This is a genomic window from Pseudophaeobacter leonis (assembly GCF_002087335.1).
In the GTDB taxonomy this organism is placed as follows: Bacteria; Pseudomonadota; Alphaproteobacteria; order Rhodobacterales; family Rhodobacteraceae; genus Pseudophaeobacter; species Pseudophaeobacter leonis.
Map to the genome: position 1 here is coordinate 116652 of NZ_MWVJ01000008.1, position 15630 is coordinate 132281.

General features: G+C 59.1%; 10 protein-coding genes and 4 pseudogenes. 10 read left to right on the top strand and 4 right to left on the bottom strand.

The window, feature by feature from the left end:
* Positions 1–176 precede the first annotated feature (176 nt).
* Complete coding sequence (locus tag B4968_RS04110) at positions 177–623, bottom strand: NUDIX hydrolase (protein ID WP_083096861.1); 447 nt, start codon at positions 621–623, stop codon at positions 177–179.
* 76 nt (positions 624–699) lie between these two features.
* Between B4968_RS04110 and hslO the strand changes: the two are divergent.
* From hslO to B4968_RS04150, 8 genes and pseudogenes are all read left to right on the top strand, one after another.
* A pseudogene (gene hslO, locus B4968_RS04115) lies at positions 700–1688 on the top strand (Hsp33 family molecular chaperone HslO).
* Complete coding sequence (locus tag B4968_RS04120; RefSeq protein WP_083096864.1) at positions 1681–2301, top strand: CoA pyrophosphatase; 621 nt, start codon at positions 1681–1683, stop codon at positions 2299–2301. The pseudogene hslO and the gene B4968_RS04120 overlap by 8 nt, the downstream one beginning before the upstream one ends.
* Positions 2302–2315: 14 nt before the next feature.
* On the top strand, positions 2316–3470 hold the full coding sequence (locus B4968_RS04125) for a CCA tRNA nucleotidyltransferase (protein WP_083096912.1): 1155 nt from the start codon (positions 2316–2318) through the stop codon (positions 3468–3470).
* Between the two features lie 230 nt (positions 3471–3700).
* Complete coding sequence (locus tag B4968_RS04130; RefSeq protein ID WP_083096867.1) at positions 3701–5539, top strand: ABC transporter ATP-binding protein; 1839 nt, start codon at positions 3701–3703, stop codon at positions 5537–5539.
* Positions 5536–7384, top strand: a pseudogene (locus B4968_RS04135) (ABC transporter ATP-binding protein). Before B4968_RS04130 ends, B4968_RS04135 begins: the two are co-directional and overlap by 4 nt.
* A gap of 102 nt (positions 7385–7486) precedes the next feature.
* Positions 7487–8732: pseudogene (locus B4968_RS04140) on the top strand (class I SAM-dependent RNA methyltransferase).
* A gap of 42 nt (positions 8733–8774) precedes the next feature.
* A complete protein-coding gene (locus B4968_RS04145; protein WP_083096915.1) occupies positions 8775–9590 on the top strand; it encodes an ion transporter in 816 nt (271 codons plus the stop codon).
* A 65-nt stretch (positions 9591–9655) separates the two neighbouring features.
* Positions 9656–10180, top strand: a complete 525-nt coding sequence (locus B4968_RS04150) for a L,D-transpeptidase family protein (protein WP_083096870.1) — start codon at positions 9656–9658, stop codon at positions 10178–10180.
* 132 nt (positions 10181–10312) lie between these two features.
* On the opposite strand, the gene dalA is transcribed toward B4968_RS04150, so the two are convergent.
* Positions 10313–10807, bottom strand: a complete 495-nt coding sequence (dalA, locus tag B4968_RS04155) for a divisome-associated lipoprotein DalA (RefSeq protein ID WP_083096873.1) — start codon at positions 10805–10807, stop codon at positions 10313–10315.
* 168 nt (positions 10808–10975) lie between these two features.
* On the opposite strand from dalA, the gene B4968_RS04160 reads away from it, so the two are divergent.
* A complete protein-coding gene (locus tag B4968_RS04160; protein ID WP_083096918.1) occupies positions 10976–11596 on the top strand; it encodes a L,D-transpeptidase in 621 nt (206 codons plus the stop codon).
* A gap of 137 nt (positions 11597–11733) precedes the next feature.
* Positions 11734–11916 carry a hypothetical protein gene (locus B4968_RS04165; protein WP_054458790.1) on the top strand — a complete coding sequence of 61 codons (183 nt, stop codon included), beginning with the start codon at positions 11734–11736 and terminating at the stop codon, positions 11914–11916.
* A gap of 140 nt (positions 11917–12056) precedes the next feature.
* Here B4968_RS04165 and B4968_RS04170 read toward each other — a convergent pair.
* A pseudogene (locus tag B4968_RS04170) lies at positions 12057–15074 on the bottom strand (aminotransferase class III-fold pyridoxal phosphate-dependent enzyme).
* Positions 15075–15141: 67 nt separating this feature from the next.
* Positions 15142–15630, bottom strand: a 489-nt coding sequence (hemH, locus tag B4968_RS04175; protein ID WP_083096875.1) for a ferrochelatase, incomplete at its 5' end; no start/stop codon positions are given.

Below are 15630 nucleotides of genomic sequence, written 5' to 3' on the forward strand. Positions count from 1 at the left end.
CGCGGCCTGCTGCAGCGCTCTTTTCCAAAAACAGTGAATACTGTGCAGTGTTGTTTTGCGCAGCACTTGCCATCCTGCGCTGCAGCACCATGCCCTGGCATGGTGCTACCCCCAACCCTGTTGACTGGCGATAGCCTGTCAAAAAGGGGCGGGAGCGGCTTGGTTCAGGATTTGAATTACCTGGTCCTGGTAAATAGCTGCATTGCAAAGCTTCGGGCTGCTGGATTGCCAAGGCGCGTGATCGCCGCCTGATGGTCCAGCCAAAGGGCCTGATGCCCCTGTTCGCCGGGCGGTCCCAGCCTGCGCAAGGGGCGCGCTACATATATATGACAGAGTTTTTCTGCCCAGAGGTCGTATTCCGGCATAAAGGTGTAGCGTCGAAATGCGCCCAGTCGTTTTGGCGAGGCAATTGACCAGCCGGTTTCCTCAAAAACTTCGCGGTGCAGCGCGGGCAGGGGTGATTCACCGGGATCGATGCCGCCACCGGGCAGTTGAATGTCGAAGGCAGGCTCCATCTGACAGGTCAGCAAAAGCTGCCCGTTGCGCGGCAAAAGCGCATAGGCTCCGGGTCGCAGATGATAGGTCTGATCTCGCCGTGGTACGTCACCGAATCGTCTGATCATATTCGCCCTCTTCACTCTATTGTGGAAAACCCTATATAGGCTCGATATGCCAATCACCGGCGCTTAAGGAAACCCCATGACTCTTGGATCAAAAATCGCATGGGACGATACAGTCCTGCCCTTTCAGCTTGATGCTTCAGATATGCGTGGCCGCGTTGTGCGGCTTGATACGGCGCTTGATGGCATCTTGAAACAGCACAACTCCCCCCCCAGGTCGAGGCCCTCGTGGCCGAGATGGCGCTGCTGACTGCCCTGATCGGACAGACAATCAAGCTGCGCTGGAAGCTGTCGCTGCAGGTGCAATCCAAAGGCCCGGTGCGGATGATTGTAACCGATTATTATGCGCCACAACACGAGGGCGATCCGGCCCGAATTCGTGCCTATGCCAGCTATGATGCCGACCGGCTGACCGATGCTGCCCCCTTTGATCAGGTGGGTGAGGGCTATTTTGCTGTGATGATTGACCAGGGTGAAGGCAACACCCCCTATCAGGGGATCACGGCTTTGGATGGTGGCTCGCTTGCGGCCTGTGCGGGGGCCTATTTTGCCCAGTCCGAGCAGCTGCCGACGACCTTCAGCCTGACCTTTGGCAAATCTTCCAGCCCAGGGGTGGCCGAGCACTGGCGGGCCGGCGGCGTGATGCTGCAGCATATGCCCAAGGCCTCGCCTTTTGTCGCTTCTGCCACTGAGGGGACCGGGGCGTCCTTGCGGCCAGCGGATCTGGTTGACGGCGAAGCCGAAGAAAACTGGAACCGCGTCAATATGCTGCTGAACACTGTCGATGAGCTCGAGCTGATCGGCCCGCTGGTTACACCGACTGACCTGCTGCTGCGCTTGTTCCATGAAGAAGCGCCAAGGGTGTACGACTCGCAAGCGGTTCATTTCGGCTGCACCTGTTCCGAAGATCGCGTGCGCCAGAGCCTGTCGATCTATTCCGCCAAGGATATCGCAACAATGACCACAGAGGAGGGCCGCGTCACCGCCGATTGTCAGTTCTGCAGCGCGCATTACGATCTGGACCCAACAACCGTTGGCTTTGAAGCGGAAACCGCATCTGGTGAGTGATCTGCAGCAGAGATTACAGGCCGCCCTTGCAGCTCAGGGGCAGGATCAGGGCCGGGATCAGAGGGCGGGGTCTTCGGATTTTGACCTCAACCCTGATCTTGCCGTGCCCGGTGGGCGCAAGCTGCGTCCGGCCGGCGTTTTGGTGGCCATTTCCCTGGTTGGCCCTGAGCCCCGGATACTCCTGACAAAACGCTCCTCGGCGCTGAAACACCACCCCGGCCAGATCGCCTTTCCCGGTGGCAAGGTAGATGAGAGCGACGCCGATGTCACCGAGGCTGCCCTGCGTGAGGCCTGGGAAGAAATTGGTCTGCCAAAAGACCTCCCCGAGGTCATTGGGCTGCTGCCGAGCCACGAGACCGTGACCAGCTTTCAGGTCACCCCGGTGGTGGCTTTGCTGCACGAGGGATTTGAGCTGCGCCCCGAGGCGGGTGAGGTTGCCGAGGTGTTTTCTGTGCCGTTTGACCCTGTAATGAACCCGGCAAACTACGTTATCGCGTCGCGCAACTGGCGCGGCACCCGGCGGCAGTATTATACTGTGCCCTTTGGTCCCTACTATATTTGGGGTGCGACGGCGCGCATGCTGCGCGCGCTTGCCGGGACGATGGAGCGCTAATGCGGGGTAATGTCATGGACCTTGCGACTCAGGACTGGTTGACCGAGCCGGCCACGCAAAGCGTCTGTGCCGCGCTGGTTGCGCGCGGGGCCGAGGCGTATTTTGTCGGGGGCTGTGTGCGCAATGCCCTGATGGGGGTACCGGTTTCAGATATCGACATTGCCACAAATGCCCAACCCGATGAGGTGATGGCGCTGGCAAAATCTGCGGGCATTAAAGCCATCCCAACTGGCATTGATCATGGCACTGTGACGCTGGTGAAGGCGCATATCCCGCATGAGGTGACCACGTTTCGCAAGGATGTTGCCACCGATGGCCGCCGGGCGGTTGTCGCCTTCTCCACCGATATAGCCGAGGACGCCTCCCGGCGGGATTTCACCATGAACGCGATTTATGCGCGTCCCGATGGCAGTATTGTGGATCCCCTGGGCGGCATGGCGGATCTGGCGGCCCGGCGGGTGCGCTTTATCGGCAGTGCCGAAAATCGCATTTGCGAAGACTATTTGCGGACCCTGCGCTACTTTCGGTTTCACGCCTGGTACGGCGATAAGGACGCCGGGTTCGACCCCGATGCGTTGGCAGCGATTGCCGCCAATCTCGAGGGGCTGGCACAGCTGTCGAAGGAACGGGTAACGGCTGAGCTGTTAAAGCTGCTGTCGGCCCCGGATCCCGCCCCAGCGATTGCGGTGATGCGCCAGACGGGTGTTTTGGGGCAGGTCCTTCCCGGCGCCAATGACCGCGCCTTGGCGCCCTTGATCCACCTGAATACGGCAGCGAAACCTGATCCGATCCTGCGTCTTGCCGCGCTGGGTGGCTCAGAACTGCAGGCGTGTTTGCGCCTGAGCAAGGCCGAGGCGCGCAGACTGCAAGCCCTGCGGGATGCGGCGAGCGGGCCCAGCACAGTGTCCGAGCTTGCCTACCGGTTGGGTTTGGACATGGCCCGCAGTGCTGCCCTGTTGCGGGCGGCCCTGTTGGAACAGCCTGTTTTGCCTGACTTAGAGACTGAACTGCAGCGGGGATCAGGGGCCACTTTTCCGGTGGTAGCTGCTGATCTGATGCCCGATCTTGCGGGGGCGGCGCTGGGCGCTGGCCTGAAACAGCTGGAGCGCGCCTGGATTGAGTCGGGGTTTACCCTGAGCCGCGCGCAGCTTTTGCACCTGCTGAAATAGCACCAGCCGTCTTGAAACTTAGTGGCTGTGCTGTAATCATAGGGTGACAGGCCGCAGCATCTGTGGCTATTTCTGCTTTAGCCAAAACACTCATGCCGAAAGGATTGCGAATGTACTACGGGCTCTGGTTTAGCTAAAGCCATATCGCCCGTTTTGACGGGGGCTATGGCTTCGCCCTTTGTCTGCATTTCTGCTTTCCCTATTTGCTCAAATATCTGGAGCACACTGACATGTTTCGTTTTTTTGAAAACCTCATTGACCCCTATTGCGACTACGCTGAGACGGACACACCGCCGACGCGGCTCTGGCCCTTTCTAAAGGCTTATTCCACGCCCTTTAAGGCCGTTTTTATCCTGACTGCCTGTATGTCCGTGGTGGTTGCCGCGATTGAAATCGGGCTGATTTACTACATGGGGCGGGTCGTCGATCTGCTGTCTGGCACGCCAGAGCAGGTCTGGCAGGAGCACGGCACTGAACTGATCCTGGTGGCGCTGTTTATCCTTTTGCTGCGGCCCTTGCTGCAGCTTGGCGATGTGCTGTTGCTGAACAACGCGATTTTGCCGAACATTGGCACCCTGATCCGCTGGCGGGCCCATCGCCACGTGCTGCGTCAGTCGGTGTCCTGGTTCGAGAACGATTTTGCCGGCCGGATCGCCAATCGTATCATGCAGACACCGCCCGCAGTCGGCGAGGTGGTGTTTCAGGTGTTTGATGCCATCACCTTTTCGCTGGCCTATCTGATTGGCGCGGCGGTGCTGTTGACGGTGGCAGATCCGCGTTTGATGCTGCCGCTGCTGATCTGGTTTGTGCTCTATGGGTTTCTGGTGCGCTGGACGATCCGCCGTGTTGGCCCTGCCAGTCAGGCGGCCTCGGACGCGCGCTCTACCGTGACCGGACGGGTGGTGGACAGCTATTCAAACATTCATTCGGTCAAGATGTTTGCCCATGACACGCGTGAGCTCAGCTATGCCAAGGACGCCATCGAGAAGACGCGGGAGACCTTTCAGGCCGAGATGCGGATTTTCACCGTGATGGATGCGGTTCTGGTCTCGCTGAATGGGTTGCTGATCGTCGGCGTTGTCGGCTGGGCGCTGCATCTGTGGATGATCGGCTCGGCCTCGGCTGGGGTGGTGGCGGCAGCGACGGCGCTGACGCTGCGACTGAATGCCATGACTGGCTGGATCATGTGGGCGCTGACCTCGTTCTTTCGCCAGCTTGGCGTGGTGGCCGAGGGCATGGAGACCATTGCGCAGCCCATCGACCTTGTAGATGCCGCCAATGCGAAACCGCTACAGCTGACCAAAGGCGAGGTGACGCTAAAGGACCTGTCGCATCACTATGGCCGCGAAACAGGTGGTTTGGAGCAGCTGAACCTCAGTATCAAGCCCGGTGAAAAGATCGGCCTTGTTGGCCGGTCTGGCGCGGGAAAATCCACTTTGGTCAAACTGTTGTTGCGGTTTTATGACCCGGACTCTGGTCAGATCCTGATCGACGGTCAGGACATCTCGCAGGTGACGCAGGACAGCCTGCGCAGCAATATCGGCATGGTGCAGCAGGACAGTTCCCTGTTGCATCGCTCTGTGCGCGACAATCTGCTTTATGCCGCACCCGATGCCAGTGAGGCGCAGGTCATTGACGCAGCCAAACAGGCCCAGGCGCATGAATTCATTCTGGATCTCGAAGACCCCCAGGGCCGACGCGGCTATGAGGCCCATGTGGGTGAGCGGGGTGTGAAACTGTCAGGCGGTCAGCGTCAGCGTATTACCCTGGCGCGGGTGATCCTGAAAGACGCGCCAATCCTGCTGCTGGATGAGGCCACCTCGGCGCTGGATTCCGAGGTTGAGGCCGCCATCCAGGAGACCCTATATGGCATGATGGAGGGCAAGACGGTGATCGCGATTGCACATCGGCTGTCCACCATCGCACAAATGGATCGCATTCTGGTACTGGATCAGGGCGGCATCGCCGAGCAGGGTCGCCACGAGGATCTTTTACAGGCCAATGGTCTGTATGCGCAGTTCTGGGCGCGTCAGTCGGGCGGATTTTTGAATATCGAGGCAGCAGAATGAAGATAGGCAATCTGATAGACGCGTTTCAGCCGGCCAAAGGGGGCTCCGCCCACCACATTGGCGGCTTTCCTGCAGTGGTGCCTGTCGGGGGCCTGGCCGATGTTGGTGTTGGCGGCTGCCTTTTCAGCGATCGCGGGCGCCATGGAGGCAGGCACCGCCTATATCCTGGGGCTGGTGATTGATACGGCGCTGGAGAGTGGGCCGGAGCAGTTCTTTACCCTGTCAAATGTTCTGGTGATTCTCGGCGCGCTGGGCTTTTTCCTGATCCTGCGCCCGGTGCTGTTTGGTCTTTCTGCGGCCTCTAATGCCATCATCGTTCAGCCCAATGTTAATCCGCTGGTGCTGTCCCGGCTGAACCGCTGGACGCTGGGACAGTCGGTGCGGTTTTTTGACGACGATTTCGCCGGACGCATTGCGCAAAAACAGATGCAGACCGCCTCGGCTGTGACCTCGGTCGCCACCGAAGTGATCAACGTGGTGGCCTTTGCACTGGCCTCACTGGTGGGGTCCATGGCGCTGTTGGGGGCGATTGATCTGCGTATCACCCTGCTGTTTGTGGTCTGGCTGGTGGGCTATTTTGCCCTGATCAGCTGGTTCCTGCCACGGGTGCGGCAGCGATCGGGCAAACGGGCTGGCGCGCGGGCCACGGTCTCGGGGCAGGTGGTGGACACCATTACCAATATCAAGACGGTAAAGCTCTTTGCCCATGCGGCCCATGAAGAGCGCAGCGCCCAGGATGCGATGGTTGATTATCGTCAAACCTCATTGGATTTTGGCTATCTCGCGGCCAGCTTCCGGTTTTGTTTGATGACGCTTGCCGGGGTTCTGCCTGTGCTTTTGATCGGGGCCACATTGGTGTTGTGGCAGGCGGGCTCTGCCACTGAGGGCGATATTGTCGCGGCAGGGGCCGTGTCGATCCGTATTGCGCAGATGACCGGTTGGGGCAGTTTCACCCTGATGGCGATCTATTCCAACGTGGGCGAGATCGAGAACGGCATGAAGACCCTGACCAGACCGGATAGGGTCGAAGACAGAGCCAAAGCCGAGATTCTGCAGGTTCCGGCAGGTGAGATCACCTTTGATTCTGTTGGCTTTGCCTATGGGCGCGACGTGGGGGGCATTCGCAATGTCTCTTTGACGATCAAACCGGGCGAGAAACTGGGCATTGTTGGCGCCTCAGGCGCGGGAAAATCCACTCTCGTGTCGCTGCTGCTCAGGCTCTATGACGGCGAAGAGGGCAAGATCCTGATCGACGGGCAGGATATCTCGCAGGTGACGCAGGATACGTTGCGCAGTCAGATCGGCATGGTCACGCAGGAAACCGCCATGTTCAACCGCTCGGCGCGCGACAACATCCTGTACGGCAGGCCCGATGCCACTGAGTCGGACCTCATTCAGGCTGCCAAGCAGGCCGAGGCGCATGATTTTATTCTTGAGCTCGAAGATGGCCAGGGCAACACCGGCTATGATGCCTTTCTGGGCGAACGCGGCGTAAAGCTGTCGGGCGGTCAACGCCAGCGCATTGCCCTGGCGCGTGCCATTCTGAAAGATGCGCCAATCCTGATCATGGACGAGGCCACATCTGCGTTGGATTCCGAGGTTGAGGCGCTGATTCAAGGCGCGCTTGAACGGGTGATGCAGGGCAAGACCGTGCTGGCCATCGCCCACCGTCTGTCGACGCTGAGCGAAATGGACCGGATTATCGTGATGGAGCAGGGGCAGATCGCCGAGATCGGCAGCCACGTAGAGCTTTTGGCGGCAGGCGGGCTTTATGCGCAGTTCTGGGCCCGTCAATCTGGTGGTTTCATCTGCACCGACGGGGAAGAAACCGCCGCAGCGGAGTGAATTCCAAAGATATCGCGGCCCAATGACAGAAAACCCGTTTTTCAGGCGCGAAAGCCGGGTTTTCACCTTTTTTCATTGGGCCACAGTCGCTATCTAGCCCAGATGGAAAACGTAGCCAGAACCACAGCAACGATCACCCGACTTGGCCATCAAGGCGACGGTGTCGCCCTCGGTCCTCTTTTTGCCCCCCGTACCCTGCCAGGTGAGCAGGTCAGCGGTGTGCAGGAGGGGTCTCAGTTGACCGATATCCGCATTGAAACCCCGTCAGAGCATCGCATTCAGGCGCCGTGCCGCCACTACAAATCCTGCGGCGGCTGCCAGCTGCAGCATGCCAGCGATGATTTTGTCGCGGACTGGAAGCTGGGCGTTGTAAAAACGGCGCTTGCAGCGCAGGGGCTTGAGACAACGTTTCGCCCCATCCATACTTCGCCGGCCCAGTCACGTCGCCGCGCCACATTGGCAGTGCGTCGCACCAAAAAGGGCGCCATGGCCGGATTTCATGGCCGGGCCTCTGGTGTCATCACCCCGATCCCCGATTGCCTGCTGCTTGACCCGGCGCTGATTGCCGCGATTCCGCTGGCCGAGGCGCTGGCAATGGCTGGCGCAAGCCGCAAAACGCCCTTGTCGGTGACGCTGACCACCTCTGAGACGGGTCTCGACGTGCTGGTGCGCGAAGGCAAGCCGCTCGACAGTGCGCTGCGCGGGAGCCTTGCAGCGCTGGCCGGAGAGCACGGGGTTGCCCGCCTCACCTGGGAGGATGACAGGTTGCGATGGAGCAGCCACCGCTGCAGGGTTTTGGCACAGCCCGCGTGTGCACCCCGGCCGGATCCTTTTTGCAGGCTACCCGTGATGGCGAGGCGGCCTTGCTGGCCTCGGTGCTGGAAATCACCCGGGGCGCCAAGCGGATCGTCGATTTCTTTGCCGGTTGCGGCACCTTCTCGCTGCCGCTGGCCGCCGGGGCCGAGGTCTATGCGCTGGAAAGCGAGCGCGACATGATCGAGGCCATGCAGGCAGGCTGGCGACAGGGAAGGGCATGAAAAAGCTCAAGGCTGAGGTGCGGGATCTGTTTCGCAATCCGCTGTTGCCCCAAGCCCTCAAACCCTTTGGGGCCTTCTATGAGGCGGCGGTGATTGACCCGCCCCGCGCGGGCGCCGAGGCACAGGTGACGCACCTGGCGGCCGCCCGGATGCCGGTGATTGCCTATGTCTCGTGCAACCCTGTGAGCTTTGCCCGCGATGCAAAGATCCTTGTGGCGGCAGGCTATCTCCTCAACTGGGTGCAGGTGGGTGACCAGTTCAGATGGTCAGCCCATACCGAAGTGGTCGCCAGTTTCACACTGGATGGCTGATTGCTGTTACCCCGCACCGGGACCGAATTTGGAAAGACCCTGATGACCGTGACACACCGCCTGAGCAGGCTTTTGGAAAGCGCCAATTTCACCCGTGTTATCATGGCGGTGATCATGGTCAACGCCGTCACACTGGGGCTTGAGACCTCAGAGGTGGTGATGGGTCAGTTCGCCGGTCTGATACATCTGATTGACAACATCTGCCTCAGCATTTTTGTCGTCGAGATCCTGATCAAACTCTTTGTGCGGCGCTTCAGCTTTTTCCTCAGTGGCTGGAGCCTGTTTGACTTTGTCATCGTTGGTGTGGCGCTGATCCCCGGCGCACAGGGGTTCTCGGTCCTGCGGGCCCTGCGTATCCTCAGGGTGTTGCGGGTCATTTCGGTGGCCCCCAGCCTGCGTCGGGTGGTCGAGGGGTTTGTCACAGCGCTGCCGGGCATGGGCTCGGTGTTTTTGCTGATGGCGATTATTTTCTACATCGGCTCGGTGATGGCGACCAAATTGTTTGGCACCAGCTTCCCAGAGTGGTTTGGCACACTTGGGCGCTCAGGCTATTCTCTGTTCCAGATCATGACGCTGGAAAGCTGGTCGATGGGCATCGTGCGCCCGGTGATGGAGGTCTACCCCTATGCCTGGGCCTTCTTTGTGCCCTTCATCATGGTCACCACCTTTGCGGTGGTGAACCTGCTGGTGGGTCTGATCGTCAACTCGATGCAGGAGGCCCATTCCGCCGAAGAGGATGAGCGCACCGACGCCTATCGCGACGAGGTTCTGGAACGGCTTAAAGGCATCGAGGCGCGTCTCACTGTGGCCGAGCAGCCAAAGCAGGCGCCCTCTGTACAGCCAGACAGTAAGTTGTGATTTTGAATTTTTGGCGATTCAGGGTATGGCGCTGAAAAAGAGAGCAGGCCAGACAGGAACGAGACATGGACAGACGAGCATTTGGATTGAGCGCAGTTGCCAGCCTGGCAGTTTCAGGCTGCAGCTCGCCGAATTATGTCAGCCGATTTAAGACCTATAACGGCCCTGAAGTGACCAGCGTTGTGGTCAACAAAGGTGCGCGCAAGGTTTATCTTCTGAACGGTGCAGATGTCCTGCGGGAATTCAAGATGGATCTCGGCTTTGCCCCCCAGGGCCCAAAGCAGGTCGAAGGGGACGGAAAAACACCCGAAGGGCTGTACCGGATCGACCGCCGCAATCCCAATAGTGCCTATCACCTGTCGATCGGGATCTCCTATCCCAATGGCGAAGACCGGGCCCGTGCAAAAAAGCTGGGCAAGCGCCCTGGCGGCGAGATTTTCATTCACGGTGAGCCCAACGATGCAAAAGCCCGCAAGCGCGCTGCGCGGGTGTCCGATTGGACTGCAGGCTGCATCGCGGTGAGAAATGAAGAGATCGAGGAGATCTACGCCATGGTGACGGATGGCACGCCAATTGCGCTCAGGTCCTGATCCGAGCGCGCCTCAGCCTCGCTGACCGCGCGGTATATCATCGCAGTGTAAGCCAGAGAAACGACGGGATAAACAAAAGGGGCCCTTGCGGCCCCTCTTTACATGGATCTGTATGGATCTGTTTATGTTGGCCTAGTTGGCCATCACCAGTGTCCACCAGATTTTGCCATTGGACTCCTGAAACCCAGTGAACCCCATATTGGTTGCTTTTGGATCCAGAATTACGGCGCGCGTGCTGGGATCCTCCATCCAGGCTGTCAGGGTCTGCAGCTCGTTCTCAAAGGTCTCTGAGATGTTTTCCCCCAGCACGGTCCCAGGGTAGCCGGTACGCGCGACACGGTCCAAAGGCGAAGAGCCGTCAGAGCCAAAATGCCAGGGGCGGTTTTGCACCGACATATCGCGGGAATGGGGGGCGGCTGCCGCGTTCAGTTGTGCGTCCAGCTGCACCTGCGGCTTCGAGGATGCCTGACGCAGCGCATTGACGGAATCCAGCATGCGCAACTGCACTTTTCCCTCATTGCGGATGCGGTAGACCTTGCTGTTGCCGTCGCCAGAGTAAGAGGTCGGCGTACAGGCTGCTGCCAGGGTCAGGATTGCGGCCACTAGGGTCAGAAAAACGCGCTTCATCTTGCCTCTCGCTCTATCATTGGTTTCAGCACTTATCCTTCCTGTGGCATCTGCGCAAACAGGACAGCAGCAATTTGCCAAGAAATTTCATGGTTTGATTTGCGACTGAGGCTTTCTGGCCATATCATAGCCGCCAGCCCGTATAGAAATGCGCAGGATATATTTCAGATGACCCGTACCTCCTTTAAAGGCAGCACACGCCGACACTTCCTCGCCGGATCGGCCGCCATGATTGCTACACCTGCTTTGTCACAATTGGCGCCAGATTCTGATGAAGAACAAGCCTTTGACCCTCTGCGCCCCCCACCCGAGCCGGAGGCTCCTGTCCAGCGCAATATCTCGGCTTTTCGGGCAAAGCGGTGGCAGCCATACTTCGATCATCTGCAAAAAGGAGCGATTCTCGTCGACATCGACAGCCGCGCTTTGCACTACTGGTCTGAAGATGGGAATAACTACAGACTTTTCCCCTCATCGGTGCCCTTGTCTGATGACCTGACCCGCAGGGGACGTACGTCAATTACCCGTAAAGTCGACGGTCCTGGCTGGGCGCCAACGCCAAATATGCTCAAGCGCAACCCTGAATGGCCGGCCTATATTCCTCCGGGTCCAGATAACCCATTGGGAACACACGCTTTATATCTCAGCTGGAAGTATTATCGCATCCACGGAACCCACGATACGCGCAAGATTGGCCGCAAATCATCCAATGGCTGCATAGGTCTCTATAACGAGCACATTTCGGAACTCTTTGCTATGGCCACGGTGGGCACTCAAGTGTTGCTAATTTGACGACAAAGCCGTTTGGGAAAGGTGCGAAACATCAACAAGCAATTGCAATTCCCCGCTTTTACTGGTTAGAAAAAATCACGAGGTAAGTCTTGGGTGCGTAGATCATTTTAGGGTCTGCGCGAATTCTGGAGGTTAACATGAACAAACTTGTACTCGCAGCCGCTCTGACCGCCGCTGCATCCACCGCTACTGCTGGCAACCTGGCAGAGCCTATCGTTGAGCCCGTAGTAATCGAAGAAGCTGCTACAAGCTCTTCCAGCGGCATCCTGCTGCCCCTGCTGCTGCTGGTTCTGGTCGGCGCGGCTGTTGCAAGCAGCTAATTGCTCTGCATAAGAATTTAAAAAGGCGGTGGTTTTCCACCGCCTTTTTTATTGTCTGAAACATGCCTCACCAGAGAGAGCCTGTCAGGCAGCAGGCCCGGATTTGAGTCCGAGCCTGGCGCAGGTTTTATAAAGCGCCATTAGCGCCCAGAGCGCCCAGCAACCTCTGACAGGATCCCATCCAGGGTGGTGAGAATCATCTCGACCCCCTCGGCGTCGATGGTCAGCGGAGGGCGGATCTTCAGGATATTGTCCCTGGGGCCTTCACTGCCGATCAGGATGCGGTGATCGCGCATGCGGTTCTTCACGTAGGAACACAGCCCAGTGGCCTCAGAGCCATCTGTCTCGATCAGCTCCAGACCCAGAAACAACCCCATGCCGCGGATGTCGCCGACACAGGGGTGCTTGTGCTCCAGGGCCTTTAGCCCGGCAATCAGCGCGGCGCCCATCAGGCGGGCATTCTGCTGCAGGCCCTCGTCATCGACGATATCCAGCACCTCTTTGCCAATGCGGCAGGACAGGGTTGAGCCGCCAAAGGTCGAGAAGCACTCTGGCCCCTTGGCAAAGCTGTCGGCGATGGCGCGGGTGGTGACCAGCACGCCGATAGGATGGCCGTTGCCAATGGGTTTGCCCAGGACCACAATATCGGGGCTGGCCTCTTGGTGCTCAAAGCCAAAGTAATAGTCGCCCAGCCGCCCCAACCCGGTTTGCACCTCATCCGCAATACAGATGCCGCCGGCGGCCCGGATCTTTTGATAGACTGCCGCCAGATAGCCCTTGGGCGGGATGATCTGGCCCCCAACCGAGGGGAAGGTCTCTGCGATAAAGCCGGCAAGGCCGTGCCCCCGCGCCTGCAGCGCTGCGATGGCGGGATCCGCCAGATCGGCAAATTTTTGCGCCCGGTCTGGGTCGTCCCGTTTGAAAGACCCGCGATAGTCGTCGGCCACCGCAACCAGCTCAACCCAGTCGGATTTGCCAATGCCACCCCTGGCGTTGAATTTATAGGCGGAGACATCAATCGCCCCGGTGGTGTTGCCATGATAGCCGTGGTTCGGCGTCACCACGCCCTTGGCACCCGTATGAGCCCGCGCCAGACGCAGGGCCAGCTCATTGGCCTCGCTGCCGGAATTCACCAAAAAACACACCTGCAGGTGGTCGGGCATCTTTGACAGGATCTTGTTGGCAAAGGCTGTTTGCGCCGGGTGCAGATAGCGGGTGTTAGAGTTCATCCGCTTCAGCTGATCCGCCGCCACGGCCTGGATGCGGGGATGGGCATGGCCCACGTGTGGCACGTTGTTATAGGCGTCCAGATAGGGCCGCCCCCATTCGTCAAACAGATGGTGCTTCCAGCCGCGCAGCAGCATCACCGGATCCGCATATGTCAGGCTGAGGTTGCCACCAAAATGATCGCGGCGGCCCTGACGGATCTCGTCCTTGTTGGTGGGGGTGTAGCGACATTTGTCGTCCGCCAGATTGAGCAGGGCTGCCGGATTGGGGCAGAGGGCGCGCCACAGATACATCTCGTCAGGATCACCCACGCCGGGCCAGTCGGCCTCAATGCCCTCGGTCGAGAGCCACAGCCGAAAATGCACATGCGGCGCCCAGCCGCCATTCATGCTGGCATCCCCCAACTGGCAGAACTCGGCCCCTTTCTCCGATCCGGTCACCGGGCTGCAGCCGGTCACAGCATTCAGGGTCGAGATGGCCATAAAGCGTATAAAAGACATCACCTGCAGGGGTTTCATGGCGCAGGATGATCACCCCGCCATAGTCCAGATGCCCGGTGCGGTTTTCTACAACAAAGACCTCGCCCGCCAGGGGCGCAAACATCGGTGTGGCGGCCGGTGCAAAGGCATCTACTGCCAGATGCACCGTGCGCCGGTCGCTGGCCTTGTAGGGGCCCTTGCGAAAGGCGGGCTCGGCGTAGATCAGGCGCGGCTCATGGTAGTAGCCCAGCCAAATGCGCCCCGCGTCCTCGAATTCCTCCCCGACGCGGGCGGCCTCGGCAAGGGGCATATCAAGCGGGTTCTGCGGCCATGTTGAGTTTTCCACCGACAGCGACCCCATGGGGGCATCCGTCAGATCGGCGCCCATCAGCGGCGCAAAATTGCCGCGCTCGGCGTCCAGCCAGGCCATGACGCGATCCGCGCCCGCAACAACCGGCATATCGCAGGCGGCCCGCAGTCTTGCCTTGAGCAAACCTGGGTGAATTTGCGTGCCTTCCAGAAAGCGCCAGGCGGGGGCCTGCGAGATGGTCACATAGGGATCATCTGGGGTCTCAATGGCCATCAGGGTAGAGTTCACCACGCTGACAGCCAGCCGCATGCGCAGTAATGGCCAGATCAGATCCACCTCTTGCGGTGTCAGCGGATAGGCGCTGTGATAGCCTGCAACCAGTGCGGCCAGTGCGGCTTCAGGGTCGGGATGATCCAGCACGATATAGGCGGCGGCAATGGCAAGGTCGCAAATGCGCGGCGCTGCACACATATCGCCCAGATCAATCAGGCCAGAGACGCGGCGCGGCGCGGTCAGTTCTCCCGCCACCATGATGTTATATCATTGGCATCATTGTGGATCGCCTGTTTCGGGAGAGATTGCAAATCAGGCTCTAACTGTGCGAAGTCAGTGGCGATGTCCCGGATGAGACACTGCCGGGCGGGATCGGTGAGAGAGTCGAGCTCAGAGTCGATCCAACTCGCCTGCATCAGATCCCATTTGAAATCACGCTCTAGCCCAGGAAATTCAAAATCCGCCAGGGCCTCGCCAGCGCCGCCCAGCACTGCGCCAACCTCGTGGATCAGCGCCAGAGTTTTGGGAGCGGCCTTGGCATAACATTTTCCGGGTAGGCATTCGAGCAACCAGGCCGTCCGCGGCGCGTCTTCGCCATCGGAAATAATAGCCATTGCCGGACCATCCAGAGTGCATACAACACTTGGCACGGGAATTTCTGGTGCAGCTGACTTTATATGCTCAAAAGCTGCGATCTGCATGGCAACGAGAGCATTGCTGCAGCCGGGACGCATGACTTTCAGAATGAAAGCATCGCCGGTTGCTGACTGAGCAAGAAAGTTGAGATCGTACTCTCCGTCGAGGCGGCTGAGCTCTGCTTTGATACCCCAAGTGTCATGCAGTAGGTCAGCCCAATACGCTAGGTTCATTTATTATCTCCCCGTCTGCCAAAACGGCAGTCCAATATTGGATCCTATTTGGACCGGGGAGAGTAGATTAGTCCAGCCAGCCTTTGAGGTTATTCTCAATCACACCCGACAGGGCTTTGATGTGGTCGTCATCATCGTTGAGGCAGGGGATATACAGAAAGTTTTCGCCGCCGGCCTCTTCAAAGGCCTCTTTGATCTCTTCGTTGATCTCTTCCAGGGTCTCGATGCAGTCGGCCGAGAAGGCAGGCGCCATCACGGCGATGCTCTTTTTGCCCTGTTCGGCAAGGGCGGCGACATGTTTGACCGTATAAGGTTGCAGCCATTCTTCGGGGCCAAAGACTGACTGAAAGGTGGTGGTGATCTGTGTTTCATCCCAGCCCAGACGTTCGCGCAGCAGTCGCGTGGTTTTCTGGCACTGGCAGTGGTAGGGATCCCCCTGCATCAGGTAGCGCTTTGGCATGCCATGATAGGAAACCACCAGAATATCGGGGCGCTTGTCCGCCTTGCCATAGGCCTCCTCGACCGAGCGCGCCAGTGCCTCGATATAGGCGGGGTC

Bases quoted from the DNA above. Each gene is read 5' to 3' on its own strand.
- B4968_RS04150 (WP_083096870.1), top strand. From the start codon at position 9,656: ATGGACAGACGAGCATTTGGATTGAGCGCAGTTGCCAGCCTGGCAGTT.
- B4968_RS04130 (WP_083096867.1), top strand. From the start codon at position 3,701: ATGTTTCGTTTTTTTGAAAACCTCATTGACCCCTATTGCGACTACGCT.
- B4968_RS04165 (WP_054458790.1), top strand. From the start codon at position 11,734: ATGAACAAACTTGTACTCGCAGCCGCTCTGACCGCCGCTGCATCCACC.
- B4968_RS04110 (WP_083096861.1), bottom strand. From the start codon at position 623: ATGATCAGACGATTCGGTGACGTACCACGGCGAGATCAGACCTATCAT.
- B4968_RS04160 (WP_083096918.1), top strand. From the start codon at position 10,976: ATGACCCGTACCTCCTTTAAAGGCAGCACACGCCGACACTTCCTCGCC.
- B4968_RS04125 (WP_083096912.1), top strand. From the start codon at position 2,316: ATGGACCTTGCGACTCAGGACTGGTTGACCGAGCCGGCCACGCAAAGC.
- B4968_RS04145 (WP_083096915.1), top strand. From the start codon at position 8,775: ATGACCGTGACACACCGCCTGAGCAGGCTTTTGGAAAGCGCCAATTTC.
- dalA (WP_083096873.1), bottom strand. From the start codon at position 10,807: ATGAAGCGCGTTTTTCTGACCCTAGTGGCCGCAATCCTGACCCTGGCA.